The 25,375-nt window shown below is 69.9% G+C and carries 23 protein-coding genes and 2 pseudogenes; 14 read left to right on the top strand and 11 right to left on the bottom strand.

The window, feature by feature from the left end; translation table 11 throughout:
• Nucleotides 1–421 precede the first annotated feature (421 nt).
• From K1T35_RS35285 to K1T35_RS35275, 3 genes are all read right to left on the bottom strand, one after another.
• Nucleotides 422–1,207 (bottom strand): helix-turn-helix domain-containing protein, encoded by a 786-nt coding sequence (locus K1T35_RS35285; protein WP_220256072.1) that lies wholly within the window; start codon nt 1,205–1,207, stop codon nt 422–424.
• A 12-nt stretch (nt 1,208–1,219) separates the two neighbouring features.
• Nucleotides 1,220–1,606, bottom strand: coding sequence for a nuclear transport factor 2 family protein (locus K1T35_RS35280; RefSeq protein ID WP_220256071.1), 387 nt, complete (start codon nt 1,604–1,606; stop codon nt 1,220–1,222).
• A gap of 549 nt (nt 1,607–2,155) precedes the next feature.
• Complete coding sequence (locus tag K1T35_RS35275; RefSeq protein WP_220256070.1) at nt 2,156–2,728, bottom strand: TetR/AcrR family transcriptional regulator; 573 nt, start codon at nt 2,726–2,728, stop codon at nt 2,156–2,158.
• An 83-nt stretch (nt 2,729–2,811) separates the two neighbouring features.
• Here K1T35_RS35275 and K1T35_RS35270 point away from each other — a divergent pair, with 83 nt between their 5' ends.
• From K1T35_RS35270 to K1T35_RS35260, 3 genes are all read left to right on the top strand, one after another.
• A complete protein-coding gene (locus K1T35_RS35270) occupies nt 2,812–3,765 on the top strand; it encodes an NADP-dependent oxidoreductase (RefSeq protein WP_220256069.1) in 954 nt (317 codons plus the stop codon).
• Nucleotides 3,766–3,950: 185 nt separating this feature from the next.
• The gene (locus K1T35_RS35265) at nt 3,951–4,595 is read left to right on the top strand and encodes a TetR/AcrR family transcriptional regulator (protein WP_220256068.1); all 645 of its coding nucleotides are present in this window, start codon (nt 3,951–3,953) and stop codon (nt 4,593–4,595) included.
• Between the two features lie 70 nt (nt 4,596–4,665).
• Nucleotides 4,666–5,529: an oxidoreductase gene (locus K1T35_RS35260; protein ID WP_220256067.1), complete on the top strand. Its 864-nt coding sequence runs from the start codon at nt 4,666–4,668 to the stop codon at nt 5,527–5,529.
• Nucleotides 5,530–5,928: 399 nt separating this feature from the next.
• Here K1T35_RS35260 and K1T35_RS35255 read toward each other — a convergent pair whose 3' ends face one another.
• Entirely contained in the window at nt 5,929–7,005 is a 1,077-nt protein-coding gene (locus tag K1T35_RS35255) for an alkene reductase (protein ID WP_220256066.1), read from the bottom strand.
• 119 nt (nt 7,006–7,124) lie between these two features.
• Here K1T35_RS35255 and K1T35_RS35250 point away from each other — a divergent pair, with 119 nt between their 5' ends.
• The 10 genes from K1T35_RS35250 (at nt 7,125) to K1T35_RS35205 (ending at nt 17,629) form a co-directional block, all read left to right on the top strand.
• The gene (locus tag K1T35_RS35250; RefSeq protein ID WP_220256065.1) at nt 7,125–7,496 is read left to right on the top strand and encodes a MerR family transcriptional regulator; all 372 of its coding nucleotides are present in this window, start codon (nt 7,125–7,127) and stop codon (nt 7,494–7,496) included.
• A gap of 837 nt (nt 7,497–8,333) precedes the next feature.
• Nucleotides 8,334–10,028 carry an NAD(P)/FAD-dependent oxidoreductase gene (locus K1T35_RS35245; RefSeq protein ID WP_220256064.1) on the top strand — a complete coding sequence of 565 codons (1,695 nt, stop codon included), beginning with the start codon at nt 8,334–8,336 and terminating at the stop codon, nt 10,026–10,028.
• Nucleotides 10,029–10,210: 182 nt separating this feature from the next.
• A complete protein-coding gene (locus K1T35_RS35240) occupies nt 10,211–11,641 on the top strand; it encodes an APC family permease (RefSeq protein WP_220256063.1) in 1,431 nt (476 codons plus the stop codon).
• A gap of 77 nt (nt 11,642–11,718) precedes the next feature.
• Nucleotides 11,719–12,633, top strand: coding sequence for a dihydrodipicolinate synthase family protein (locus K1T35_RS35235; RefSeq protein WP_220256062.1), 915 nt, complete (start codon nt 11,719–11,721; stop codon nt 12,631–12,633).
• A complete protein-coding gene (locus K1T35_RS35230) occupies nt 12,633–13,721 on the top strand; it encodes a zinc-binding dehydrogenase (RefSeq protein WP_220256061.1) in 1,089 nt (362 codons plus the stop codon). Before K1T35_RS35235 ends, K1T35_RS35230 begins: the two co-directional genes overlap by 1 nt.
• Nucleotides 13,718–14,794 carry an aldose epimerase family protein gene (locus K1T35_RS35225; RefSeq protein WP_220256060.1) on the top strand — a complete coding sequence of 359 codons (1,077 nt, stop codon included), beginning with the start codon at nt 13,718–13,720 and terminating at the stop codon, nt 14,792–14,794. Before K1T35_RS35230 ends, K1T35_RS35225 begins: the two co-directional genes overlap by 4 nt.
• Nucleotides 14,787–15,110 carry a hypothetical protein gene (locus K1T35_RS35220; RefSeq protein WP_220256059.1) on the top strand — a complete coding sequence of 108 codons (324 nt, stop codon included), beginning with the start codon at nt 14,787–14,789 and terminating at the stop codon, nt 15,108–15,110. Before K1T35_RS35225 ends, K1T35_RS35220 begins: the two co-directional genes overlap by 8 nt.
• 1 nt (nt 15,111) lies before the next feature.
• Complete coding sequence (locus K1T35_RS35215; RefSeq protein ID WP_220256058.1) at nt 15,112–16,014, top strand: SMP-30/gluconolactonase/LRE family protein; 903 nt, start codon at nt 15,112–15,114, stop codon at nt 16,012–16,014.
• Nucleotides 16,011–17,048, top strand: a complete 1,038-nt coding sequence (locus K1T35_RS35210) for a LacI family DNA-binding transcriptional regulator (RefSeq protein ID WP_220256057.1) — start codon at nt 16,011–16,013, stop codon at nt 17,046–17,048. Before K1T35_RS35215 ends, K1T35_RS35210 begins: the two co-directional genes overlap by 4 nt.
• Nucleotides 17,045–17,629 carry a hypothetical protein gene (locus K1T35_RS35205; RefSeq protein ID WP_220256056.1) on the top strand — a complete coding sequence of 195 codons (585 nt, stop codon included), beginning with the start codon at nt 17,045–17,047 and terminating at the stop codon, nt 17,627–17,629. Before K1T35_RS35210 ends, K1T35_RS35205 begins: the two co-directional genes overlap by 4 nt.
• 533 nt (nt 17,630–18,162) lie before the next feature.
• Here K1T35_RS35205 and K1T35_RS35200 read toward each other — a convergent pair.
• The 7 genes and pseudogenes from K1T35_RS35200 to K1T35_RS35175 form a co-directional block, all read right to left on the bottom strand.
• A complete protein-coding gene (locus tag K1T35_RS35200) occupies nt 18,163–18,939 on the bottom strand; it encodes a hypothetical protein (RefSeq protein WP_220256055.1) in 777 nt (258 codons plus the stop codon).
• A gap of 1,010 nt (nt 18,940–19,949) precedes the next feature.
• Nucleotides 19,950–20,792, bottom strand: coding sequence for an RNA polymerase sigma factor (locus K1T35_RS35195; protein WP_220256054.1), 843 nt, complete (start codon nt 20,790–20,792; stop codon nt 19,950–19,952).
• Nucleotides 20,774–21,193 (bottom strand): SRPBCC family protein, encoded by a 420-nt coding sequence (locus K1T35_RS35190; protein ID WP_220256053.1) that lies wholly within the window; start codon nt 21,191–21,193, stop codon nt 20,774–20,776. The genes K1T35_RS35195 and K1T35_RS35190 overlap by 19 nt, the downstream gene beginning before the upstream one ends.
• Nucleotides 21,194–21,753: 560 nt before the next feature.
• On the bottom strand, nt 21,754–22,563 hold the full coding sequence (locus tag K1T35_RS35185; RefSeq protein WP_255622710.1) for an IS630 family transposase: 810 nt from the start codon (nt 22,561–22,563) through the stop codon (nt 21,754–21,756).
• Between the two features lie 92 nt (nt 22,564–22,655).
• A pseudogene (locus K1T35_RS49355) lies at nt 22,656–22,805 on the bottom strand (transposase); the annotation flags it as partial.
• Between the two features lie 115 nt (nt 22,806–22,920).
• Nucleotides 22,921–23,010, bottom strand: a pseudogene (locus K1T35_RS49900) (alpha-hydroxy-acid oxidizing protein); the annotation flags it as partial.
• Between the two features lie 194 nt (nt 23,011–23,204).
• Nucleotides 23,205–24,710: an MFS transporter gene (locus K1T35_RS35175; RefSeq protein WP_220256052.1), complete on the bottom strand. Its 1,506-nt coding sequence runs from the start codon at nt 24,708–24,710 to the stop codon at nt 23,205–23,207.
• Nucleotides 24,711–24,799: 89 nt separating this feature from the next.
• Here K1T35_RS35175 and K1T35_RS49345 point away from each other — a divergent pair, with 89 nt between their 5' ends.
• Complete coding sequence (locus K1T35_RS49345; protein ID WP_255621070.1) at nt 24,800–25,369, top strand: ABATE domain-containing protein; 570 nt, start codon at nt 24,800–24,802, stop codon at nt 25,367–25,369.
• Nucleotides 25,370–25,375 lie beyond the last annotated feature (6 nt).

Genomic DNA, 25,375 nt, shown 5'->3' with positions numbered 1-25,375 from the left:
CGGGTCCGATGCCGATCGGCCGAATCGCGTCGGGACCGCGAACTCGGGTCAGGCCGGCACGTTCGGATCGGGGGCGTCGCTGTTGTGGAGCGGTGTCAGTTGCGTGACCTGCCGGGGCGCCGCGTACATCGCCTCGCTCGCCCTTGCACTCCGGCCTCAGGAAGAGCCGGACCTCCATCACGAACGGTTGCGGCACAGTCCACAGTCAACTGGAAATGGCTACGCGAGCGCCATGTCCCGCTCGGCACCTCGGCATGCCGAACCGGCATAACACCCATCGCTGTCGCTACCTGCGGAAACGCTGCCGCCTCGTTGGCGCGGGTGTGATGGCGCACGTGGGAGTTGATGATCCACTGCGTCGATGGATGTTCTCGTTCCCGAGGGATCCGAGGTCACCTCTCGAATGGCGGCTACTGCCGTACTAGGCCGCACTGTAGACGACGACCCGCAGGTCGCCTGCGTTGAGCGTCAGCACGTCCAAGTCAAGATCGAGGTGGCCGTGGATCGGACTCGGCACACGCAGCCGGTCCGCGTGACCCCCCTGAAAGGGCGGAGCGTCCCAGAGCTGGACGAACTCCGGGCTCCGGGCGTGCAGGTCGCTGATCATCGACGACAGCTCAGTATCGGCAGGGTAGCGACGGGCCGCATCGCGCAGTTCAGCCACGACGGCGGCGCGGAACCCGGCCAGCCGCTCGGGCGCATGGAACACCGAAGGGCCAGTCTCGGTGAACGCTCGCCAGACCACGTTCCGCTCCCGCCCTGGCGTGTCCGGCACCGTGCACACGTCCGAGTGCCAGAGTTCGTTCGCTGCCAGCACCGTCCAGCTCGCGTCGCAGACGCAGACCGCGACTTCGGTCAGCCGGTCCAGCATCCGGCGGGCCGTCGTCGTGATCTCGCGCGGAACCATGCCGTCCGGCTCGGGAGACGCGGCGAACCCAGCCAGCGCACGCAGCCGGGCATGCTCTGCTGAGGTCAGCCGTAGCACCCTGGCGAGCGCGTCGACCACGCCCTGCGACGGCCGACGTCGGCCCTGCTCCAGGCGCTTCACATGCTCCTCGGAGACGCCCACAAGGCCGGCGAGTTCGTCCCGGCGCAGGCCGGGCACGCGCCGAACGGCGGGTAACGACGCCGGCACCCCGGCCTCACCTGGTGTAAGCCGCTGTCGCAGTGCCCGCAGCGCGGTCCCGAAGTCGTCGTCCCGCCGCACGGCCCCATTCTGTCAGTCGCGGGCGAGACGTGGTCCGCCCGGGACCGCAGCATCCGCAACGTCGATCGGCTCCATGTAGAACCGCGACCGGCGGATCAGGCCGTCACGTACCGTGATGATGATGACGCCGCGCAGGTCCTGGCCAGCCGCCTTGGTGTAGTGCCACTCACCCCACACCTCGTCGCCAACCTCGACCGCGTTCGTCATCGCGACCGTGATTTCCGGCGACATCTTGAAGATCATCTCCCAGTTCCGGCGCACCTGCTCCGGCCCCTGGAAGCCCCGGCCCGGATGGGCCGGCCACTCACCCGAAAAGTCGGGGCCGAAGCAAGACGACACAGCATCGAGGTCGTGGCTGTTCAATGCACCGACCAAGCGCTCCACCAAAGAATTGCTCATGCTTGATCACGCTATCCGCGTGGTCGCCGCCTTACCAGGGCCAAGCTGTACCACCTGCTGCTGCACGGCCTCTGCTGGCAAGGCGACTGCGGCTCCGCCACCCTGGCCCCTCCGGAGCGCGTGGCGCATCTTCCTGCTGCGTCCGCCGCAAACCCACTGGGAGCCGTGTTCAGACCATCAGCTGCGAAGCCGCTGGGGAGTTGGCGAAGCAGCACCTGTGCGTCCAGCCTAGTGACTGTGATACGCGATGAGAAGCGCTCGATCTTCCGCACACGTTCCACAAGCACGTGCCGATTGAAACGCGCATCGATCGCCCAGCGACCGGTCTGCTCGGTCCCTCCGATAACGCTTCCCCGAAATATGGTCCCGATCGATTCGTGCGGTTCAGATAGAAGGTCGCTAGCGAGCTGAGCGAGGGGAGCGATCCGCTCGTGGAACGGACCGTCGCAATGGCGCGCAGCCTCGATCTGCCCGTCGCCGACGTCGAGGAGACCGCGGCGCTGCTCCGGCTCGCCCCGGCCTGAAGCGGGAGAAGGGCCGCGGGCGGACTCAGCGGGCCGTGGGGGCCAGCGGCGCGGCCACCTCGCATAGCTCGGCGGCGGCCTGGACGACGAGCTCGGAGAAGGTCGCCTCCGGGGTGACCAGCCAGAGAGACGTGGCGCGCCGGGAGATCGCCATCACCACATCGATCACGAAGCGTGCCTCGCCGGGATCGACGCCGCGTCGCTCGAGTGCCGGCGCCAGCGCGTCGGCGACGTGGGCGAGCTTGATCAGATCGCGCTCGGCCAGTGCCGGGCTGGCGGCGATCACCTTGACACGGCGCAGCAGGAACTCTCGCGAGCGGAAGACCTCGTCGGCGCTCCCGAGCGCGGTCAGCAGGACCTCGATCGGCGTGTGGCCCGGGTCGGCCGCCTCGACCCGGGCGACGAGGTGGGCCTCGAGCTCGTTGCCGGCGAAGAGGACCTCCCGCTTGTCGGTGAAGTAGCGGTAGAAGGAGCGCTCCTTCAGACCGGCGGCGCGCGCGATCTGCGCGACTGTCGTCCGCTCGAACCCCTGCGTCTCGAACAGCTCGAGCGCTGCGCGCTCGAGCCGGCCCTGCGCGTCGGACTCCCATCTCGGCATGCCCGCCAGCCTATGACAACAGATGCTGTCATCGCGATGTACGGTCGATGACAACAGATGCTGTCATCGTCCAGGAGGCCGTCATGAAAGCTCTTCAGTTCGACCGATTCGGGTCCCCGGACGCGATCGTGCTCCGCGACGTCCCGACGCCGGAGCCGGGACCCGGCGAGATCCGGATCGCCGTGCGGGCGTGCGGCTTGAACCCGGCCGACTGGGCGGTGGTCGACGGCCTCCTCGCCGACCAGCTGCCGCCGCTGCCGCGCGGGCTCGGCCTCGAGGTCGCGGGCACCGTCGACGCGCTCGGTGAGGGCGTCATCGGCGTCGAGATCGGCGACCGCGCGTTCGGCCCGGCGACCTTCGACGGCCCGACGGCAGGGGCCGCCGAATACGCCCTGATGGCGGCCTGGGCACGCATTCCCGAGGGCGTCACCGCCGAGCAGGCCGCCGCGCTGCCGATGGCGGCCGAGACGGCGTGGCAGGCGCTCGACGACCTCGGCGTCCAGCCGGATGAGCTGCTGCTCGTCCACGGCGCGGGCTCCACCGTGGGCGAGACGGCGGTGCGCTTGGCGCTGAACCGGGGCGTCCGGGTGATCGCCACCGCCGGGCCGACGCGGGCCGCCGCCCTGGAAGAGGCCGGCGCCCAGGTGACCGCCTACGGCGACGGCATGGCCGAACGCGTCACCGCACTGGCCGGAGGCCGCGTCGACCGCGCCCTGGACACGGCCCCGACCGGCGGCCGGGTCGACCGCGCCGACCAGGTCAGCCCGGCCGGCGGCTCGCTGCCGAACCTGATCGAGCTGACCGGGGACCCCGACCGCGTCCTCACCGTCTCGGACTTCGCCGCCGCAGCCGAGCTCGGTGCCCGGATCACGCAGATCGACATGCGCTACGACCGGATGGACGAGTTCGCCCGCCTGGCCGGCGAAGGCGTCCTGGCCGTACCGGTCGCCCGCACCTACACGCTCGACCAGATCCATGAGGCGGCGAAGCTCAGCCAGTCCCGGCGGCCCGGCGGCAAACTCATGCTCGTCCTGTGATCGCCTTGCTGGCCTGATCAGGCGAGACGTACCGCCGCCGAAGGACTGGCCGGACGACTGGTTCGACGTGGTCTGGACGTTCACGAAGACGGCCGACGGATGGAGCTTCGCGCAGGTCCCAGAGCCTCCTGCTGCCCCAGGATCAGGACAACGTCATCGCCGACGAGTCGAACTAGCATGATCGGATGCCGAGTGCCGAGACTCCGCCGCGTCGACGACGCCGGGATGCGCCGACCAAGGGCGACCTGCGGGAGAAGGCCATCCTCGATGCCGCGGAGGAGCTGCTCGAGGTGGAGAGCTTCGACGGGATCACCGTCGAGGCGATCGCCCGTGGGGCGGGGATCGCGCGGAACGCGCTGTACTTCTACTTCGCCTCGAAGCAGGAGGTGTTCACGGCCCTCGTGCGCAGGACCGTCGCCGAGATCTCCGAGGACGCGACGTCGGTCGTGGCCGACGCGCAGCTCGCTCCACGGGAGGCGATCGTCCGGGCGGTGCGCAACACCGAGCGCTCGTGGGCCGCACACGGGCGGATCATGAGCGCTGCGGTCGAGCTCGGTGCCGTCATCCCCGAGATCGGGGTCGTCTGGGCGTCGACCGTCGAGCGCTACGCGGCGGCGATGACCGAGATCCTCGACCGCACGGACATGCCCGCCGACGGCCCCGGATCGGCTCCGGAGGTCGCCCGCGCGCTCTGCTGGATGACGGAGCGGACCTTCTACCGCGCGTACGTCGAGGGGGCGCACGTCGAGGGAGTGCGAGGTGCCGCGCTGACACACGTCGGCGACGTGTGCATCGGGATCTGGCTCGCCGTCCTGCCCGCGGCTGACTAGTCCGACCGGCGCGACCCACTTCACTCTCGACGCAGTGTCGATTTTCCTCGACACTGCGTATCGTGAAGATATGGCGGATCAGAAGACCTTTCTCGTCACCGGGGTGAGCTCCGGGTTCGGACACGCTTTCGCACGACGGTTCCTGGCTGCAGGCCACATCGTGGTCGGCACGGTCCGGCGCCCCGAGGACGCCGAGCGCTTCGAGGGGCTCGCCGCGGGCACGCCCGGGCGGGCCGTCTCCCGGCTGCTCGACGTGACCGACGACGACGCCGTGTTCGCCACCGTGGCGGACGTCGAGCGCGCGGTGGGGCCGATCGACGTCGTCATCGCGAACGCGGGATACGGGCACGAGGGCGTGTTCGAGGAGTCCCCGATGGCTGAGATGCGCAGGCAGTTCGACGTGAACGTGTTCGGGGCCGTCGCCACGCTCAAGGCGGCCCTGCCGTTCATGCGGGAGCGCAGGCGAGGGCACCTGATGGCGGTGACGTCGATGGGTGGGCTCATGACCGTGCCGGGGCTGACCTACTACCACGGGAGCAAGTACGCGCTCGAGGGAATCCTGGAGAGCCTCGCCAAGGAGGTTCGTGGCCTGGGGATCCGGGTCACCGCGATCGCGCCGGGCTCGTTCCGCACCGACTGGGCGGGGCGGTCGATGGTCCGGACCGAGCGGTCGATCCCCGACTACGACGAGGTGATGAACCCGCAGCGAGAGCACCGGCACGCCGCCAACGGCAAGCAGCTCGGAGACCCGGACAAGGCGGCGGAGGCCGTGCTGTCGGTGGCCGACTCGCCTGCGCCGCCGGTGCACCTGGTGCTCGGCTCGGACGCCCTGCGTCTGGTCACCAACGGGCGGATGGACGTGGACGAGGAGATCGCCCGGTGGGCCGATCTCTCGCGGAGCACCGACTTCGCGGACGGGATGCAGCTCGGCTGATTGCGTCGGCCGTTGGGTGCACCACCTGCAACATGGATTGTCGAACCGGCGGGCGCGACCTCACGATCGGTCTGCGGCTGAACCCAGATCACGCACCCGGCGTGTACCCGCACCGGACGAGGACTGTCCAATGTCGACAACGACGAACCTGGCCGCGAACCTCCTCGCGACCGCCCGCTGCTTCATCACCGGCGACTCTCGTGGCCGGCCCCGGGACCGTCGCCCGCACCGCGCCGCCATTCCGGCCGAGACGGCCTGCTGCTGGCCGTGCGCAGGACCCCGATGAGGCGTGAGGCCGAGCCGGGCTCCATGGAGGCGCGAGACCGGGCGCTGCCTGCGCGGAAGCGTGAAGTCCGGGCGGGGAGCACACCGTTCCGCCCGGATTTCACGCCTGCTCGGTCAGGCGGCGGTGTACTGGTATGCCGGGTAGGTGACATAGCCCGCGTCGCCGCCCTGGTAGAACGTGTCCCTGTCGGCGGGCGCGATCGGCAGGCCGGTGCGGAGCCGTTCCACCAGGTCCGGGTTGGCGATGAAGGCGCGGCCAAAGCTGATCAGATCCGCGCCCAGGCCGAGCCAGTGGTCGGCGGCGGTCCTGTCGGTCGGCTTCGGGCTCTCCGGGGCCACCGGGTTCATGATGAGGCTGCCCGGCCACGCGCGGCGCAGCCCGACCAGCACCTCCTCCTCGGCAGTCGCCTCCACGTGCAAATAGGCGAGGTCGAAGCGGGCGAGTTCGGCGAGCAGGGCCGCGTACAGCTCCGGCACCTCGGTCTCCTCGACGCCGTAGATGTCGGTGCCGGGCGAGAGCCTGATCGCGGTGCGGGCCGCGCCCACGGCGTCCACCGTGGCGGCGACCGCCTCGACGGCGAAGCGGATGCGGTGGGCGATCGGGCCGCCGTAGGCGTCGGTGCGCAGGTTGGCGTTGGACGACAGGAACTGCGAGATCAGGTAGCCGTTCGCGCCGTGCAGTTCGACGCCGTCGAACCCGGCGTCGACAGCGCGCCGGGCGGCCTCGGCGTACGAACGGGCCTGCTCGGGCACTTCGGAGGTGTCCAAGGCGCGGGGGACCGGCGCGGGCTGCATCCCGGTCGGGGTGAATACATCGCCCACGGCGGGGACGGCGGACGGCCCGACCGGCTGGAGACCGGTCGTGTCGGGGTGCGAGACCCGGCCGCCATGCATGATCTGGGCGAAGATGCGCCCGCCGTTAGCGTGCACGGCGTCGGTGACGGGCCTCCAGGCGGCCACCTGCTCGTCGGTGTACAGCCCCGGAGTGCCCGGGTTGGACTGCCCGAGCAGGCTGGGCTGCTGGCTTTCGCTGATGATCAGCCCGGCGGTGGCCCGCTGGGCGTAGTAGACCGCCATGGACGGAGTCGCGAGGCCTTCGGCCGTGGCCCGGATCCGGCCCATCGGCGCCATCACGACACGGTTGGGCAGCTCCAGACCGCCGAGGCGGTAGCGGTCGAACAGCGTAGTCACGTCGGAACTCCTTCGTACTGGTCAAAGGCCCCGGAACGGGGGCCCGACAGGTAGGCTAAAACCTGACATCAATGTGAGAGACAAGTCGTGGTGGCCGGAGCCACATTCGGGAGGGTGATATGCGGATCGGCGAACTCGCGGAGCGGGCCGGAGTCAGTGTCCGTTCGCTGCGCTACTACGAGGAGCAGGGACTGCTCACCAGCATCCGGAGCGCCGGCGGCCAGCGGCACTACATGAAGGACGATGTCGAGCGGGTCACCTTGATCCAGCGCCTGTACGTGGCCGGGCTGTCCAGCCGCGCCATCTTCGAAGTGTTGCCGTGCGCCGACTCGCCCAGCGACGAGAACTCCGACGCCGCACTGCAGCGCATGGCCATGGAACGCGACCGGCTCTCGACCCACATCGAGGACCTGCTGCGCACCCGCGACGCGCTCGACGCCCTGATGTCTGCGGTGAGGACGGGTGCCGATCAGGTCCAGGCAGTTCATTAGGGTGGCCAACACGCGCGCTGCTGTCGCGGACAGGAGCGCAGCCAGTGGGTAGGCGGCATCGGCGATCCCCGGTCGGGCACACGGGGAGTCGGCGACCGTGGTGCGCCGGTCCGGCAGTGACTTCCCGGTCACCCACGGCCCGTACACCGCGGCGAAGGAGGTTGAACAACGCCGCGCCGCACCCGATGCGCAGCTCCCGGTCGGCCGGGTCGGCCACGGGGATCGGCTCGATTGGGGCCCCGCTGCGAGTGCGGTCCCGCTGACGGGCGGGTCGGCGCACATCGTCGAGATCGAGCATGACGCCGCAGCGACAGGCGACCACGGCTTGCCCAGGTGGCGGCGGAGTGACCTGAGCAGGTGGCGCAGCGTTCGGGATGCCGTGTGTGGCCGTGGGTGCCGTGCGGCGGCTTGGCACGTCGACGGCGGGCCAGCGGCAACTCATGGCGCTTCCTGACGGTCGTTCGTAGCTTCCTCGTCAGGCGGCGGCTCTTGCGGAGTCGGCGGCACCGATGAGCCCTCATTGGGCGGTTCACCGTTTCCGCAGGTGAAGACCAGGTCGTGGTCGCCGAAGCAAGGGTCGCCGTGATGGATGCGGATTCCGCTGCCGACGACCCGGTTCCTGCCGCACTCGGGCCTGGACGGTGCTCTGACCTGGGCCGACGATCGCCCTCCGCGAGGGGGTTGACGGTGCAAGCGCTCACGCGGTACAACTTTAACGTCATAGTTTTACGTTAAAGATGATCCTCGACGAGCTGAACATGATCTCTGCAGCCGGGCATTCCGGCTCAGGCAGGGAGGCGTGATCACCGCGCAGAATCGAGACGGGAGAGCGCCAACGTGGGTGACATCGTTGTTGTCGGTGCTGGTCACAACGGTCTGGTGGCCGCCGCCTACCTCGCCCGGGCAGGGCATGCCGTCACCGTCCTGGAACGGCGCGGGGTGATAGGCGGAGCCTGCGTGACCGAGGAGCTCCTACCAGGTGCCCGGTTCTCCAGCTGCGCCTACGTCAACTCATCACTGCGCCCGGAGATCATCCGCGACCTCGAGCTCGAGCGGCACGGGCTCGACATGTACACCACCGACGTCATGAACTTCGTGATGGGCGAGGACGGTGAGCACTTCTTCGTCTGGCCCGAGCTCGACCGCACGCTCAAGGAGCTGGAACGGATCGGCGAGAAGGACACCGATCGGTTCATCGACTTCGGCGTACGCTTCCGGCGGTTCGCGAAGCTCGTCCAGCCCTTCCTGCTCGCCGAGCCCCCGGCGCTCAGCGACCTGATCAGGAAGTTCGAGGACGCCGGCGAGATCGAGCTGTGGCACGAGTTCGTCACCGACAGCGTGAGCGCGACGCTGCAGAAGTACTTCACCCACGATCTCACCCGCGGGCTGTTCACCTTCTTCGCGCTGGTGTCGGTGTTCGCCGCTCCTGGAGACCCGGGCACGGCGTACGGGTTCAGCCACCACTCGTGGGGCGAGTACAAGGGCGAGTTCGGGCGGTTCGGCTTCCCCCGCGGCGGGATGGGTGCCATCTCGGACGCGATCGCCGCATCGGCGCGGAAAGCCGGTGCCACGATCCACACCGGTGCGGAGGTCGACGAGATCGTCGTTCGCGGCGGCCGCGTCGCCGGGGTGCGGGTGGGCGAGACGATCCACCCCGCTGACGTGGTCCTCTCCAGCGCCGACACCAAGCACACGTTCCTGCATCTCGTCACCCCGAGCGCGGTCGATCCCGGGACGCGGGGCCGCGTCGAGGCGCTCGACTTCCGGGGGAGCATGGCGCGGGTTCACCTCCTGGTGAACGAGCTGCCCGCCTATGCGGGCCTGCCCGCGGGCGAAGGTCCCCAGCACCGCGGATTCACGCTGCTCGGGGGCACCCCGGCGGCCTACGACCGGGCCTGGGACGCCCAGCGGCGGGGCGAGCTGGCCGACAGCTACCCGATCGAGCTGATCATCCCGTCGGTCACCGATCCGACCCTGGCACCGGCGGGGCTGCACACGATCTCGACGGGGATCCAGCAGCTGCCCTTCGACCTGGCCGAGGGCGACTGGGACTCGCGCAAGGACGAGTTCACCCAGACCGTGATCCGGTCGCTGGCCAGGTTCGCACCGAACGTCCCCGGCTCCGTCGTCGCCACGTACACGATCACGCCGCTCGACCTGGAGCGCGACTACGGCCTGACCGGCGGGAACATCTTCCAGGGCGCGATGTCGCAGAACCAGCTGTTCGCCTCGCGTCCCGCGGCCGGCATGGGCGGCTACCGGACCCCCATCGGTGGGCTCTACCTGTGCGGGGCCGCGACCCATCCCGGCGGTGCGGTGATGGGGGCGTGCGGCCACAACGCGGCGCAGGCCGTGCTGGCCGACCTCGACACCGCCGGCGGGACCGTCCGCGCACCGGCGCGGGGGACCGGTGCTGCCCGTCTCGATCTCGTCGATCGCGTTGCTTCCCACCCGCGGCTGCGGGGGCTGCGGAACTGGGCGATGCGGCAGCGGGCGCTGCGCGGCGTGATCTCGCTCGGCAAGCGGCTTTGACGCACGGTTCCGCACTGCGCTCGTTCCGTCCTATTCGCTGACATCTCCACAACGAGGTGAGACCCATGTCGACAATCCAGGATCCCCCGGGGGAAGACACAGCAACAAGCAACCCGACATGCACCGAGTCGACCCGCGGCACATCGAGACTGCGGCGGAACGCGATCGGCACCAGCCACATCGTGTTCTTCGTCGTGTCCGCCGCCGCCCCGCTGTCGGGGGTCGTCCTCGGCGTTCCGGTCATGATCGGCCTGGGCAACGGGGTCGGGGCCGCCGGAGCCTTCCTGCTGGTCACGGCCGTGCTCCTGCTGTTCGCCGTCGGGTACAGCGCCATGAGCCGACACATCGTGGACCCCGGTGGCTTCTACACCTTCGTCACCCGCGGGCTCGGCCGCCCGGCCGGACTCGGTGCGGCAACATTGGCGCTCTTCGCCTACACCGCGATCCAAGCAGGCATGTTCGGTGCGCTCGGCGCCTTCGTCGACCGGCTGGTGCGCTCCTACGTCGGCGACGGGCCGCCCTGGTGGGTCTACTCGCTGGCCGGTGTGGCGCTGTGCTTGTGGTTGGGCGTGCGCCAGGTCGACATCGGCGCGCGCGTCCTCGGCGTGATGCTCGTGCTGGAAAGCGTGCTGATTCTCGCGCTCGACATCGTGGTCGCCGCGACGGGCGGCGCGCGCGGCGGCGGGGCCGTCTCTCTGTCGTGGGAGCCGTTCGCGCCGTCGGCGGTGTTCGCCGGCGCGCTGGGCATCGCCCTCGTGTTCGCACACACGTCCTTCATCGGCTTCGAAGCCACGACCATCTACGGCGAGGAGGCGCGCAACCCACGCCGCACGGTGCCACGGGCGACCTACATCGCGCTCGTGACGATGGGCGCGTTCTACGCCATCTCGGCCTGGCTGCTGGTCAACGCGTTCCCCGCTGATCAGGTCGTCGACATCGCCCGTTCGAACCCCGAGGGCTTCGCAGCCGCCGCATTGACCGCGCAGCTCGGTGCGGTCACCGCCGACGTGATGAGCGTCCTGATCGTCACGAGCATCTTCGCCGCGGTGCTGGCCTTCCACAACACGCTGGCCCGCTACATGTTCACGCTGGGTCGCCAGGGTCTGATGTGGGCTCCGCTCGGCCGGTGCCACGATGTGCGGCAGTCGCCCCAGACGGCGTGCATCGTGCAGGCCGCGAGCGCGGTCGTGGTGCTCGTCGTGTTCGCGGTGGCGGGTGCCGATCCGTACACCAACATCTACGTCTGGGCGACGGGGGTCGGCGCCATCGGTGTCATCGTGCTGCAGCTGATCGCATCCATAGCCGTGTTCGCCTTCTTCCGTCGCCACGACGTCGATCACCGGATCTGGCACACGATCCTCTCGCCTGCCCTCGGCCTGATCGGGCTGCTCGTGCTGGCCGTGACGGCCATCAGCAACTTCGGCCTGCTGATCGGGACGGAATCGGTCGGCGTCGCGACCGCGGTGGCGGCGATCCTTCCCGTCGTCGCACTCGCCGGGGTCGGTCGAGCACTGTGGTTGCGCCGCCACTCACCGGACGCCTACGCCCGCATCGGGTCCGTCTCCGGCGAGGTCGAAGTCCCCCTGCCCGACGCTCGGTCCAACACGCCTTAGCCGGACGGCGTGGCCGCGACGCCACGATCCGGGGGAGACCATCCGTCTGTCCACCACCATCCGCTCAGGAGTAGTCGATGTCCGAGACACCCCGGGGTGTCCTGCCCGTACTGGTCACCCCGTTCACCCGGGACGGCGAGATCGATCTCGCTGCACTGGCTCGCGAAGTCGAGTGGGTGCTGTCGCAGGGCGTGCACGGCGTCGTCCTCGGCATGGTCTCCGAGGTGCTGCGCTTGTCCAGCGAGGAGCGGGACCGGCTCACCGCGGAGACCTGTCGCGCGGTCGATGGACGGGGCACGGTGACGGCCAGCGTCGGCGCCGAGAGCGTCCACACCGCGATCCGGTACGCCAAGCACGCGGAGTCCAGCGGCGCCGACGCGGTGATGGCGATCCCGCCCGTCGCGACCCCGTGTGACGACGCGGAGCTCTCGCGGTACTACCACGGGATCTTCGACGCCGTGTCGATCCCGGTAGTCGTCCAGGACGCCAGCGGCTACCTGGGACGCCCCCTCTCGATCGACCTGCAGGCGAACCTGTCGCACGAGTACGGGGCCCGCGCGCTGTTCAAGCCGGAGGCACTCCCGATCGGTCCGCGGCTGACGGCGCTGCGGGACGCCACCGGCGGAGCGGCGGCCATCTACGAAGGCACGGGTGGATTGGCCCTGGTCGACAGCTTCCGCCGGGGGATCGCCGGCACGATGCCCGGTCCGGACATCTGCTGGGCGCTGGTCGCGCTGTGGGGCGCGCTGGAGTCCGGCGATGACGCTGCCGCTGACGTGATCAACGGCCCGCTCTCGGCGATCGTGTCGATGTTGGGGAGCCTTGACTCCTTCGTCGCCGTCCACAAGCACCTGCTGCAACGCCAACGTGTGCTGGTGGAGACGTACGCGCGCGGCCCGGTCGGGTTCGACCTGGATCCCGAGACCCGCCGCGAGGTCGATCGCCGGTTCGACCTGCTGGTCGATGCGGTGAACGTGGGGGTGTCGGCGTGATGTCGCAGCAAGAGGTTCCCAGCGGCCCGGCCCTGATGGTCCGCGGCCCCGGCGAGGTCGTGCTCGAGCAGCACAGCGGTGTTGCCGCCGCGGCGGGGGAGGTCGTGATCGAACCCCACTTCGTGGGGCTGTGCGGCACCGACCTGGAGATCGTCAACGGCGACCTCGACCCCGCCTACACCCGGTACCCACTGGTGCTCGGCCACGAATGGTCCGGTCGCGTGGCACAGGTCGGGACTGCGGTGTCCGAGTTCGCGATCGGGGATCCCGTCGTCGTCGAGGGCGTCGTCGGCTGCCTGGTGTGCTCGGCCTGCCGCAGCGGTCGCACCAACATGTGCGAGAACTACGACGAGCTCGGATTCACCCTCGACGGCGCGGCGGGGCCGAGCGTCACCGTTCCCGCGCACCTCGTGCACCGGCTCGCCGACGGCGTCCCCCTCGCCGCGGGCGCGCTCGTCGAGCCCGCTGCGGTCGTGCTGCGCGCCCTCGGCGTCCTGCAGATCGAGCCAGCATCGCGCGTGCTCGTGATCGGGGACGGCACGGTGGCGCTGCTCGCCGCGCAACTGGTGCGGATGTGGTCGCCCGCCACGGTCGACCTCGCCGGCCTGCGCCCCGAGCAGAAGGTGCTGGCGGCCGCTGCGGGAGCCGACGCGTTCACCGTCGATCAACCACCCGACAACGCCTACGACGTCGTCGTGGAAGCCGCAGGCGCCACGGCCGCGGTGGAGTCCGCGATCCGGGCGGCCCGCCCCAGCGGGCAGGTCGTACTGCTCGGGATCGCGGGTCACGGCAACGCCGCTCGGCTCCTCGTCGACGACGTCGTCAACAAGGACCTGCGGATCCGCGGCAGCTTCAGCTACACCGCCGAGGCGTGGGCCACCACGGTCGGGTTGCTGAACAGCGGGGCGTTGCGCCCGCTTCCCCTGGTGACCCACCGCGCCCGGCTCGAGCAGTTCGCCGCCGCACTGCACCTCCTCTCCACCGCGACGGGCGAACCGCGCGGAAAGATCCTGCTCGACCTGCGCCCCGACGCCGCCGACGACGACCCCGGGCACCCGCTGCCCGACCTGATGAAGGGTGACCGATGATCGAGAGCCGCACCGTCGACGTCGAGGGCCGTACCGCGACCGTCGTCACGATCAGCAACGAGCACTGCCGCGCCGTACTGACCGATCTGGGGGCGCGGCTGCGGGAACTGCACGTCCCGGACCGCGACGGCGTGTTCACCGACGTCGTCCTGGGCCGCGCGACCCTGGCCGAGGCCGCGAGCGACCCGAACTACATGGGCTCGACGGCCGGCAGGTACGCCAACCGCATCCGCGGCGGACGGTTCGTCGTGGACGGCGAGGTGCACCAGGTCACTCTCAACGAAGGGGGCAACCACCTGCACGGCGGCCGGATCGGGTTCGACCGCCGTCAGTGGGACACCCACGTCGACCCGACGAAGGACGAGGTCCGGTTCACCCTGGTCTCCCCGGACGGGGACGAGGGTTACCCCGGCGAGCTCTCCACGCAGGTGGTCTACCGGCTCACCGGATCGGTGCTCGACATCGAGATCGAGGCGACGACCGACCGGAGCACGGTGGTCAACATCGTGCACCACAGCTACTTCAACCTGGCCGGTGCCGCCGCGGGCTCGGTGCTGGAGCACCTGCTCCAGGTGAACAGCTCCTTCTACACACCCGTCGACGACGAACTGCTGCCGACCGGTGAGGTGCTGGCCGTCGAGGGCACCCCGTTCGACTTCCGCTCGCCGACCCCCATCGGCAAGCGCCTGAGCGAGGTCTCCCATTCCGGGGCAGGGCGGCTCACGGACGACCGCGGCGCCGGTTACGACCACAATTGGGTGCTCACCGGCACGGGGATGCGGGACGTGGCCACGATCGAGGACCCGAGCAGCGGCCGCCGCCTCACGCTCACCACCAACCAGCCGGGCGTGCAGATCTACGTCGGTGGCTACCTGGCCGGAGTGTCCGCGAAGGCCCCGCTGGACCAGTACGACGCCTTCGCCGGATTCACCCTCGAGACGCAGACGTTCCCGGACGCGGTGAACCAGTCGCACTTCCCGCAGCCGATCCTCCGGCCTGGCGAGACCTACCACAACGCGATGCGCCTGTCGTTCTCGACCGACCGCTCCCCGGACGTGCTCGCCGATGCCTGAGACAGCGCTCCCCACGGCCCGACCGGCCGTGCCGCACGAACTGGCGAGCGGACGGATCCTGGCGATCCTGCGCGGCGTCGGTCCGGAGCACCTGTCGGCCGTCCGCGGGCCGTTCCCGCAGATCGCGGTCGTACCGACCGGGGGCGTCGACGACACCAACGCGGCCGCCTACCTCCGCCTCGGCGCTGTCGCGGTCGCCGCCGGCAGCTGGCTGGTACCGGCGCGGAGCGTGGACCTGTCCCTGGAGCAGCTCGCCGATCGTGCCGCCCGGCTCTGGGAGGCGGTCGACGCCGTGCCCGTCCGGGGGGTGGGGTGACGTGGAGATCATCGACGCCGAGGTCGTCGCCGGCTCGCCGCGCTGCGGGCTCGGCGAGAGCCCGGTGTGGGACGATCGGACCGGCCTGCTGCAGTGGATCGACATCGAGGGTCGGCGCCTGCACAGTCTCGACGCGGCAGGGACCGTCCGGAGCGTCACGCTGTCGCAAACGGTCACCTCGATCGGCCTGAGCACGCAGGGCCCACTCGTCGGCACCAGCGCGGACGGATTCGCGATGATCGACATCGGCGGCACCGTGACCCGGCTGGGCGACGGACTCGGCCTCCCCGCGGGGGACCGGATGAACGACGGGGGATGCGACCCTGCCGGCCGCTACTGGGCGGGGAGCATGAACGCCACCGGAGGTGCCGGGACGGCGTCGTTGTGGCGCATCGACGCGGAGGGCCGCATCCGGCGAATCCTCGACGGGGTCACCGAGTCCAACGGGTTGGCGTGGCCGACCGCGGACGCGGACGCGCCGTACTACGTCGACACCGCCCAGCAGCGCATCGATCGCTTGAGCGTGACCGCGACCGGAACGGTCGCCTCCCGTGAGCCCGTGATCACCTTCGACGAGGACGAGGGCGCCTCGGACGGGCTGGCGGTCGACGCCGACGGCAACCTGTGGGTCGCGCTGTGGGGTTCCGGGAGGGTGCGCCAGGTCCGGCCCGACGGCACCACGCTGTGCGAGGTGCGCGTTCCGGCGACGTCCTGCAGCAACATCGCGTTCTTCGGCGGCGAGGGACGGTGGAGACTGGCGATCACGACCGCCTTGGAGGACGTGTCACCTGAGCAGCGCGCCGCCGATGATCGACACGGCGCGCTGTTCGTGGCCGACGTGCCCGCGCGGGGCACCCTCGGCCACCGGTTCCGCAGTCCTGGACCAGGAGGAGCCCTGGCATGACTGCTCAGCCGCGTGCGCGTCGGCCCGGACTGAAGGCGGTCGCCGAGCTCGCCGGGGTGTCGGTGCAGACCGTGTCCAACGTGGTGAACCAGAAGGTCCACCAGATGAGCGCGGAGACGAAGCTGCGCGTCGAGGAGGCGATGCGCGAGCTCAACTACATCCCGAACTCACAGGCGCGCGGCTTGCGCGTGCAGCGGACCAACACCCTGGCTCTGCTACTGCTCGACCCCGATCCGCTCTACCTGGCCGACCCCATGACGGCACTGATCGTCTCGGGGGTCGGCACCGTCGCGCGGCAGAACGGCTACATGGTGCTGGTCCACGCCTCGCACCCCGACCAGCTCGACCGGGGCCTCTTCCTCCCGATCCTGCAGAACCGTGCCGACGGTGCCGTGCTGTTGCTCTCCGGGGAGCCGTCGATGCGCGACTCCTACATCGGCGAGGCGGAGAAGCTGACGTCGAACCTCGTCGTGCTCGAGGACACCCAGCGATCGACGGTGTCGACGGTGACCGCCGACAACCGGGCGGGTGCCGCCCGGCTGACCACGCATCTGCTGGCCGCAGGGCACCGGCGGATCGCGTTCCTCGGCTCCGCCGTGTCATGGCCGATGGTCGAGGAGCGCTTCGCCGGGTACCAGGACGCCCTCGCCGATGCCGGCGTGCCCTACGACCCGGCGCTGGCCATGTTCGAGGGGGAGTGGCACGCCAGCAGCGGCGGCAGAATGGCCACCAGGCTGAGCGACGTCCCAAACCCGCCGACCGCGATCATCGCCGGCAACGACCTGCTGGCGGTCGGGGCGATCCAGGCCCTCAGGAGCCGCGGCCTGCGGGTACCCGACGACGTCGCTGTCGCCGGGTTCAACGACTTCGACTTCGCCGAGCTCACCGACCCGCCCCTGACCACGTTGCGCGTCCCGGGGTTCGACATCGGGCGCCGTGCCGCGTCGCTGCTGATCGAGGGCATCGAGGGCCGCGAGACCGCCCCGGTGACGGAGCGGCTGCCGGTCGAACTGATCATCCGAGGATCGGCATGACGAACAACCCGCGTAGCAGCAAGTGGTTCGACCAAGACGGGGTCGGCGGGTTCATCCACCGGGCCTCCATGCGGGCCGAAGCGGACGGCTCGATCGACCTTGCGAAGCCCGACGAGAACTACGGCCTATTCTCCGTCCCGGAACGGCCTACGCCGGACGAGGAGGCCCAGCTCACCTGGCGGCCCGGCTCCGACGCCGAGGGGCAGATCGAGTTCGACGTGATCATCCGCGGCCGGATCACGATCGACGGCCTGCGGATCGACTGCAACATGGGCAACCAGGGCCTCGCTCCGTCGCCGCCGGCGCCGAACGTGGCGGAGTACTCGACCATGCTCGGCTTCCGCGGGCGGGCGTTTACCCTGAGCAGCCCCGGCGAGGTCCCTCGGCGGATCGCGTATGTCGGGTTCGAGTCCGTCGAGCTGACCAACCTGGTCATCGAGAACGGCGGTTTCTCCGGTGACGTCTGGATCTCCCGTGGCGGCTTCTACCAGCGATGCCGATGGCAGTGCAAGGCGGCCACACGCCCCGCCACGTCGCGCTGCGCCCGCGGCAGGGGGCTCCGCAAGCGGGGAGGTGGCTGAGCTGCGTGCCGAGAACCTGCCTGCGTCCTCGGACCCTGACACGCGGAGCGCGGGCCTCCGGCCAAGAAGGCAGCGGAGCATGACAGCGGATGGCGCCGAGTCACCGCCGGGGAGGGCCACGCGATCATCTGTCTCGTCGGTGCCGCCAGCTAAGGTACTGCCTGCCCAGCGAGAGGGGGCGATGTGTCCGTAGCTAGTCGAAGACGGGCTGGATCTCACGGACGTTCAAGAAATGAACGTATCTCTCGATGAGCGAGACGTATATAGCCTGAGAGTCGGCGATGTAGTGCTAGCGGAAGGCTCGGGAAGTCCCGACTCTGTTGGACGGCCAGCATTATGGAATGGCGAGCTGCCTATGTGCTCATATGCGTGCTCCGGGGTAGCTGGAAAGGACCTTCATAACCAACATCGCCGCCGGCCTACGCCATCACGCCCGCGACGCTCTTCGCCCGTTGACCACTTTCAAGATCATATGACGGCTTTGCCGAAGCCCTGGCTCCGTGACGACGTGACACCGGCCTCACGAGCCGGGCTTACTTCTCGAACAGTCGTGCTCCGAACCAGTCGAAACGCGGGCGCCAACCGTTGTTCCGCAGGACCGTGAACACCGGCACCTTCGCGTCGGGCGGCTTGATCATGACGGCCCCCTCCCACGAGGTACGGCGTCCGGCCGGGCCGGTCACGCTGACCTGCCCGTCGGCGCCCTCGACGAAGGTTGCCGACGTGCCACCAGTCGTCTTGCCCTTCTGCCACGTCCACTTGCCGTAGGCCACTGCCCCCAGCGGTCCGGCCGCGGCACGTACGGACGCCTTCCCGGAGTGCTCGACGAACTTGTACCGCCCCGTGGATGGGGCGAGGTCTACCTCCATGCGCCACGCATAGGCCTGCGACCCACGCACGAAGAGGGTCTGCCAGCGCATCTCCTCGTTCTTCCACTTCACGTCGACGCGCACGCCGTCAGGGCTCCGCGAGGCGTCGATCTGGTAGGGCAGCCCGTCGCTGTTCATACCCACCAGCGCCGCGACCACATCCTCCACCGGCGCCGGCGCGTCGGGGCCGCGGACCAGACCGTCGGGCACCTGCGCGCGGTCCCGGCTGGTGAGCGCGCGCCGGCCGCGCATCACCGTCATGAGACCACGCCCCACCACCGCGAGGAAAGTCACGACAACGAGTGCGATGCCAAGCCCCGTTTGGCCGTTGAGTAACGCGAGAACGCCGCCGACGAACAGGGCGCTTCCCCCGACGAAGACGACGCGACGGCTGATCACCGCGATCCGCTCGTCCCTCGAGGAACCCTGCCCGCCGCTCATCGGTGCACCAGATCGACGCTGTCCTGGATGGCGCGGACCGACTCGGCCTGCGTGCGGAGCATGTTGGCGAGGCTCTTGACTGCCTCTCCAACATGACCGAAAACGTTGCCCCCCGCTGCGACCACGTCATGCTCCTTCGTTCGTGGCTGCCACTGCGGACAACCTCCGGTTCCGCGAAGTCACGAACTATCCCAGAGCCCGTCACGCGCCGGAATGGGAGGCTCCATATCCCCTACCTGGCGCGTCCCCGCGCTGCGGCGAGGCCATGGACGGGCTGCGCGGCCACACCGGGGAGGTCCGGGTGGCAATGCAACACCTGCCGCTCTTCGCCGAGTACTTGGACGGCAAGGGTGATCGGGCAGTAGCCGCCACCGCGGCCAGGTGGATGTCGTCGAGCTGGTCGAGCAACCTCCAGCAGGTGGAGTCCGACGCCACCGGCCCGGAACAATGCGGCCTGGACCCGACCAGCGTCGCCGCTTGGCAGCGTCCGCAGCAGAGGCGGCGACCGCGCGGAGTTCCGACGGCGGACCGGTCCGGTTCGTCGTGGGGTAATCCTGTGTCCGAGAGTTGCGCACTAACCGCACGCATCATCCTCCCCTGAGGCCTTTCGTGCAGGCTCCGTGGCAATGCCCGCCGCGGGTGCCGATGGCTCGACCGTGCAGCCGCCTCCCCCTTCGCGGCTATCTCATATCCAGTTTGACCCGCAGAGTCTTGCGATCTGGACCGCAAAGGAAGGAGCGACCGTGGCCTGACCAAGGCTCGGTGGGTCATCGCGCTGAGATAGCCAGCCGTAACGTTCCACGCCATATGCCGCCAATGGATCGGGAACGCGGGAACCGCGATCGATCATTCTGAGCCAGGGAAGTCGTATGGGCTCAATTTGGTCGGTAGGGGGCGTGAGGTGGACCCTCTTGCTGATCGAGTGCGTCCAAACCTTGACGATGATCCGTTCAGGTCTTTCGGCGGTGAACTGCACTTCGATCTGTTCGCTGTGATCGAGGTGGTGGCGGCTACATCTCGACTGTCTCGTCGGCGCCCTGAGCGGTGACGAGCGGGTATCGGCCGGAGGTGAGTGCGGCTCGGACAGCGTGGACGACCCGGGCTGGTGTGGCGTAGCGGGGATGGGCGCGGAAGACCGCCGCGGTGGCGTGTAAGTGTTCCATCTGCGTCATGGCGAGGTTGGTCGGCGACGCGAACAGTAGCTGTTGCGGGTCCACGCGCCCGGTGTTGATGGCCGGGCGGATGCGTCGGGCGCAGGTGCAGGCGGCAGTGGGGTTGACCAGGCCGCAGTTGCCGTCCATGAATCGCCGGATGCGGGCTCGGGCGCGGGACAGGCGTTTGCGGTAAGTCGGAGGGTCCACATCGCAGATGGCGGCGGCGTCGACGCCGGGCAGGTCGAACACTGTCCCGAGTACGAAGGCCAGTCGGTGGTCGCGGTCCAGGCACAGCAGCATCGCCTTGGTACACCCGAGCTTGACCTCGGCTTCGAGGAGGTCGAGGTCCACGTCGCCACGTTCGGGAGGGTCGGCCAGCCCGTCAAGGAGGTCAGCGGCGAACGCGTCGAACGACAGCGCCCGTCGTTCGACCCGGCTGCGGGGCACGGTGGACATGTGGTTCGCGGCGATGCGGAACACCCAGGTGCGTAGCGCGGCTTCGCCCCGGTAGGTGCCGAGCCGGGTCATCACCTTGATCAGGATGTCCTGGGTGGCGTCGGCGGCGTCCTCGGGGTGCCACAGCATCCGCAGGGCCAGCCCGTACACGTCGTCGCGGACGCCGGCGAGCACCGCTTCCAGGGCGGATGCGTCGCCGGCCGCCGCGGCGGTCGCGAGTGCTTCTAGCGACCGATCGGGCATGCCACCTCCAGGATCGCCTTGAGCGCGACCAGTTCGTGGCGGACCGCGCCGACCAGTCCGTCGAATACCTCGTCAGGCATGCCGGCGGGTTGAACCTGGGTAAAGGTGTACAGCGTACCGGTCCCGGCCGGCATCACCCGAGAGTACGCGGTCACGCGCACGTCCTGGGCGGGTTGCAGGTGGAAGTCGACCACTCCAGTACCGGCGTCGGCCTTGATGTCGACGGGCACGTCACCGCCGGCCGTCTGCACGATCCACCGCCCGTCCTCCTGTCGCACCCCTTGGGCGAAGCCGATCGCCCAGCGGGGCAGGTTCGCCGGGTCGGCCACGAACTCGTGGACGGCCTTGGGTTCGGTGTCGATGGTGATGCTCTGCGCGTCGTGTCGCATCGGGTTCTCCATGTCAGATCGGTTCGGGACGTGTCTTTGGACTCCGCCGGGCCGGGGTTGTGACCGCTCGAACCGCCCAAACTGTGTGACCCACGCCACGATTCCGCTCGGGCGGACGTGTCCGGGCAACAGCAACCCGAACCCTGACTGCGACGCCCGAGCCGGCGACATGCGCTGCACGGCAACCCTGGATCCTGCCCGGAAAGTGCAGGTTTCTTGCCCGTAAGCCCGACCCTCGGGGGAGCTACGCCCCGCCACTCCAAGCGGACAGGCCGACTGACCCCTTTTCGGCCAGGCCAGTACTCGGACCACTTAGTTGTCTTGGTCTCGAGAACTGATGTGTCGAGCCGTTGGTTCGCGGTGCGCCATGGTCCGAAGTTGTACGTCTCCGGCAGGGAGCCGTAGTGGCGCTCGTTTAGCCGAACATACGGTGCTGGCCGCCGCCGGCTCGGTGAGGATCTCGCAAGGTTCGGTACGGCCGCGGTCGAGGTATTCGACGACGACTTCGGCGGCCCGGGATCGGCGGCGTGCCATCCACTCGCCCCGCGGCGCAGGAGTGCCAGCCTGTCAGGTTATGGCCGACCTACGTACGGCGGCCAGGGCCAGCTGCCGGTCCGGCGACCTAGTGGCTTGTCACGCAGCTTTGACCGGGTAACTGGTCCAGGTTCGGATCGGTGAGTTGACCGCGAAGTTGGTCTTGGGTTGGGCGCGGGCGTTGCGCCAGCGGACGTAGGCGGCGATGGCGGCGTTCTGCTCGTCGTGTGGCTGCGGTGGTCGGTGCTGTTGAGGGCGAAGTAGCGCAGCGCGGCGAACTCGCTCTCGATCCAGTTCAACCACGACCCGTAGGTGGGCAGGAAGACCAGTTCGACCTGGTTGGCGGCGCACCACTCACGGACACGGGCGAGGCGGTGTGGGGAGAAGTTGTCGCAGACCAGGTAGAGCTTCTCTCCGGGCCAGCGGGCCCGTAGCGCTTTGAGCAGGTCGAGGAACTCGATCCAGCGTTTGCGGTCTTTGATCCGGTAGAACAGCTTGCCGGTGGTCAGGTCCAGAGCGGCGAGCATGTGCATCACCCCGGATGTGCGGGTGTAGGTGGCCCGTTGTCGGCTCGGCCGGCGCTGGGGCCGCCAGGCCTTGCCCTTGCGCGGTTGCAGGTTCAGCGGCCCGAACTCGTCCACGCACACCACGCAGACCACGCGGCCGTCGTCGGGTGGGTGGTCGTAGAGGTCCAGGACGCGGCGCATCTTGGGGATGAAGTCCGGGTCGGTGGAGGCCTTCCAGGTGGTTGTGGTCTGCCATGAGACGCCGCCGGTGTGCAGGATGCGGCGCAGCGTCTCGCGGCTGAGCTCGGCGACGGTGCCCTCGGCGAGCAGGTGCTCGCGCAGTTTGGCCAGTGACCAGGCGGGGGGAACGCGGTGATGCCCCAGTCGGTGGGGGACGTCCGAGCGATGCGGCAGATCCGGGCGCGGACCTGTTCACCGATCTTCTTCGGGCGTCCCCCGCTCGGTTTTGGGTCCAGCGCGTCGAACCCCCGCTCGTTGAATGCGTGGATCACATCGCGGACGTAGTCGTCGCTGACCTGCAGCAACGAGGTGATGTCGCGGACGGTCTGGCCTTGGGCGGACATCAGGACCACGATCGCGCGCCGCATCCGGACCGGGTTGGTCGCGGTCCGGGTGATCGCCGAACAGCTCCGCGACGAGGTGCGCGCCCTGGTCGCCCGCCCCGGCCAGCCCGGTGAGGAACGCGCGCCCGCAGAACGCGGCCTGCGCGCCGAGCGCGAGCACCCGGGCGACGTCGAGCCCGGAGCGCACCCCGCTGTCGAACAGCACGGCGGCGCGCTCGCCGACGGCGTCGACGACCGCGGGCAGGACGCCGACCGCGATCACGAGGACGGCGAAGTACCCGGGTACGGCTACGGCGGGCCGCCCAGGCGCCGCCGACTGGCAGCTCACCGTGGTGCCGACCGGCGTCGACGCGTCGGCACTGCCGGGTGCTGGCCGAACTTCCAGGTATCTAGGCTTGATCAGGAGCTGACGCGGCGCAGGACGAGCACCGCGCCGACGGCGACCACCGCGAGGAGCCCGGCCCCGACGGCCTCGACCGTGCGGAACGCCGCCTCGAACGCCTCGCGGGCATCGCGCACCAGCTCGGCCCCCGGCCCGTCCGGCAGGCGTTCGGCTGCCGCGAGCGCTCCGCCGAGGGTGCCACGCGCGCCCTCCTGGACGTTCGGCGGTAGGGAGTGGGACGCGGCCGCGTCCATCGCCTGCCGGTAGGTGGCCGCGCCGATGCTGCCCAGGACTGCGACGCCCAGCGCACCGCCGAGCTCGGCGCCGGTCTCGGAGACCGCCGACGCGCTCCCAGCCTGGTGCGACGGGGCGGCAGAGACGATCATCTCCGTCGTCACCAGGTACACGGGCGCCAGCCCGACGGAGAACACCACGGTGCCGGCGACGAGCAGCCCGAGCCCGTCGTCGACCTGGCTGAGCATCCCGAACCCGGCCGCGGCCAGCACGAGCCCGGCCCCGACCACGAACGCCGGCCGCACGCGGCGCGCCGCGGTGAGGCCGAGCACCGAGCCCGTGAGGTAGCCGAGGGAGGACGGGATCGTCCACGCCCCCGCCTCGAGCGCCGACAGGCCGAGCACCAGCTGCAGGTGCTGGGCGACCAGGAACGTGGTGCCGAACAGCACGAAGAACGCACACGCGTTCGTCAGCAGCGGCGCGGTGAAGGCGACGTTCCGGAAGACCGCGGGGGCGAGCGCGGGATGCCGCCGGCCTCGCTCGTGGTGCACGAACGCCACCGCGAGCCCGCAGCCGGCGAGGATCGACAGCGCCGGCCCGGTCTGGGGCCCGTCCTGGGCGAGTCCCTTGATCCCGTGCACGACGGCCAGCACGGCCGCGAGCGAGAGGAGCGCGGCGGGCACGTCGAGGCCGGACGTCCCGGTGTCGCCCGATTCGGGGATCAGGACTGGGCCTACGACGAGGAGCAGCGCCATCACCGGCACGGCCACCAGGAACACCGATCCCCACCAGAATCGGTCGAGGAGCAGCCCGGCAAGCAGCGGTCCGGCCACGCCGCCCAGGGAGAAGCTCGCCGTCCAGATCCCGATGGCAACTGTGCGCTGGCGCCGGTCGAGGAAGAGCGTTCGGATCAGCGAGAGCGTGGATGGCAGGATGGCTGCACCGCACAGGCCCTGCAGCGCCCGGGCGGCGATGAGCTGGCCCGGAGTCGTGGCCCATGCCGCGAGCACGGAGGCCACGCCGAACCCGGCGCCACCGCAGAGCATCATCCGTCGGCGGCCGACGCGGTCACCGAGCGCTCCCGCCGCGATCAGCGAGCCTGCGACGAGGAACCCGTAGGCGTCGACCACCCACAGCAGTTGCACGCCGGTGGGCCGCAGGTCGGCCGTGAGCTGCGGGACTGCCAGGTTGAGCACGTGGGTGTCCATGGACACCAGCAGGCAGGGCAGCGCCAGCACGGCGAGCCCGGTCCACTCCCGGGGTCCCGCTCGTTCCACGGTGGTCGTCATCGCGCCTCCCTCTCACACCACCAATTAGATTTCGATGGTGTCACATCTGGGCGATGTCGCAACACCGGCTATCGGGCTATGCTGGTGTGATGACGGACGGTGACGAGCGCGTACCCGACGCGGTCCGTGCGGTGCGCGACTTCGTCAACACCGCCGAGCCGCAGACGGGTGAGGAGCAGCTGACCGATCCCGAGCGGCTGCGGGACTGGCTGCGCGCCCGCGATCTCCTCGGGCCGGGTGTGACGCTCACGCACGCCGACCTGCACCGCGCCCTCGCGATCCGCGAGGGCCTGCGCGTCGTCCTCCAGGCCCACGCCGGCCATCCGCTCGCGGAGGACACGCTGGGGCCGATCAACGCGGCGCTGGGGGACACGCCGATGCGGCTCCGGATCGACACCGCCGGGGTGCGCCGGCTCGCGCCCCCCGGCGACGACCCGGTGGGTGGCCTCGTCGCGCTGCTCGACCGGGCCGCGGGGACCGAGGGGTGGGAACGGCTGAAGGTGTGTGCCAGGGAGTCCTGCCGGTGGGCCTACTACGACACCTCCCGCAACCGGTCCGGGCGGTGGTGCTCGATGGCAGGCTGCGGCAACCAGGTCAAGATGCGGCGCGCCTACGCCACTCGCAGGCGGCGGGGCGGCGAGCGAGCGAACCGGCGCTAGGCGGCG

This window comes from Pseudonocardia sp. DSM 110487, assembly GCF_019468565.1.
Classification (GTDB): Bacteria; Actinomycetota; Actinomycetes; order Mycobacteriales; family Pseudonocardiaceae; genus Pseudonocardia.
This window is presented reverse-complemented; position numbering and strand designations above follow the sequence as displayed.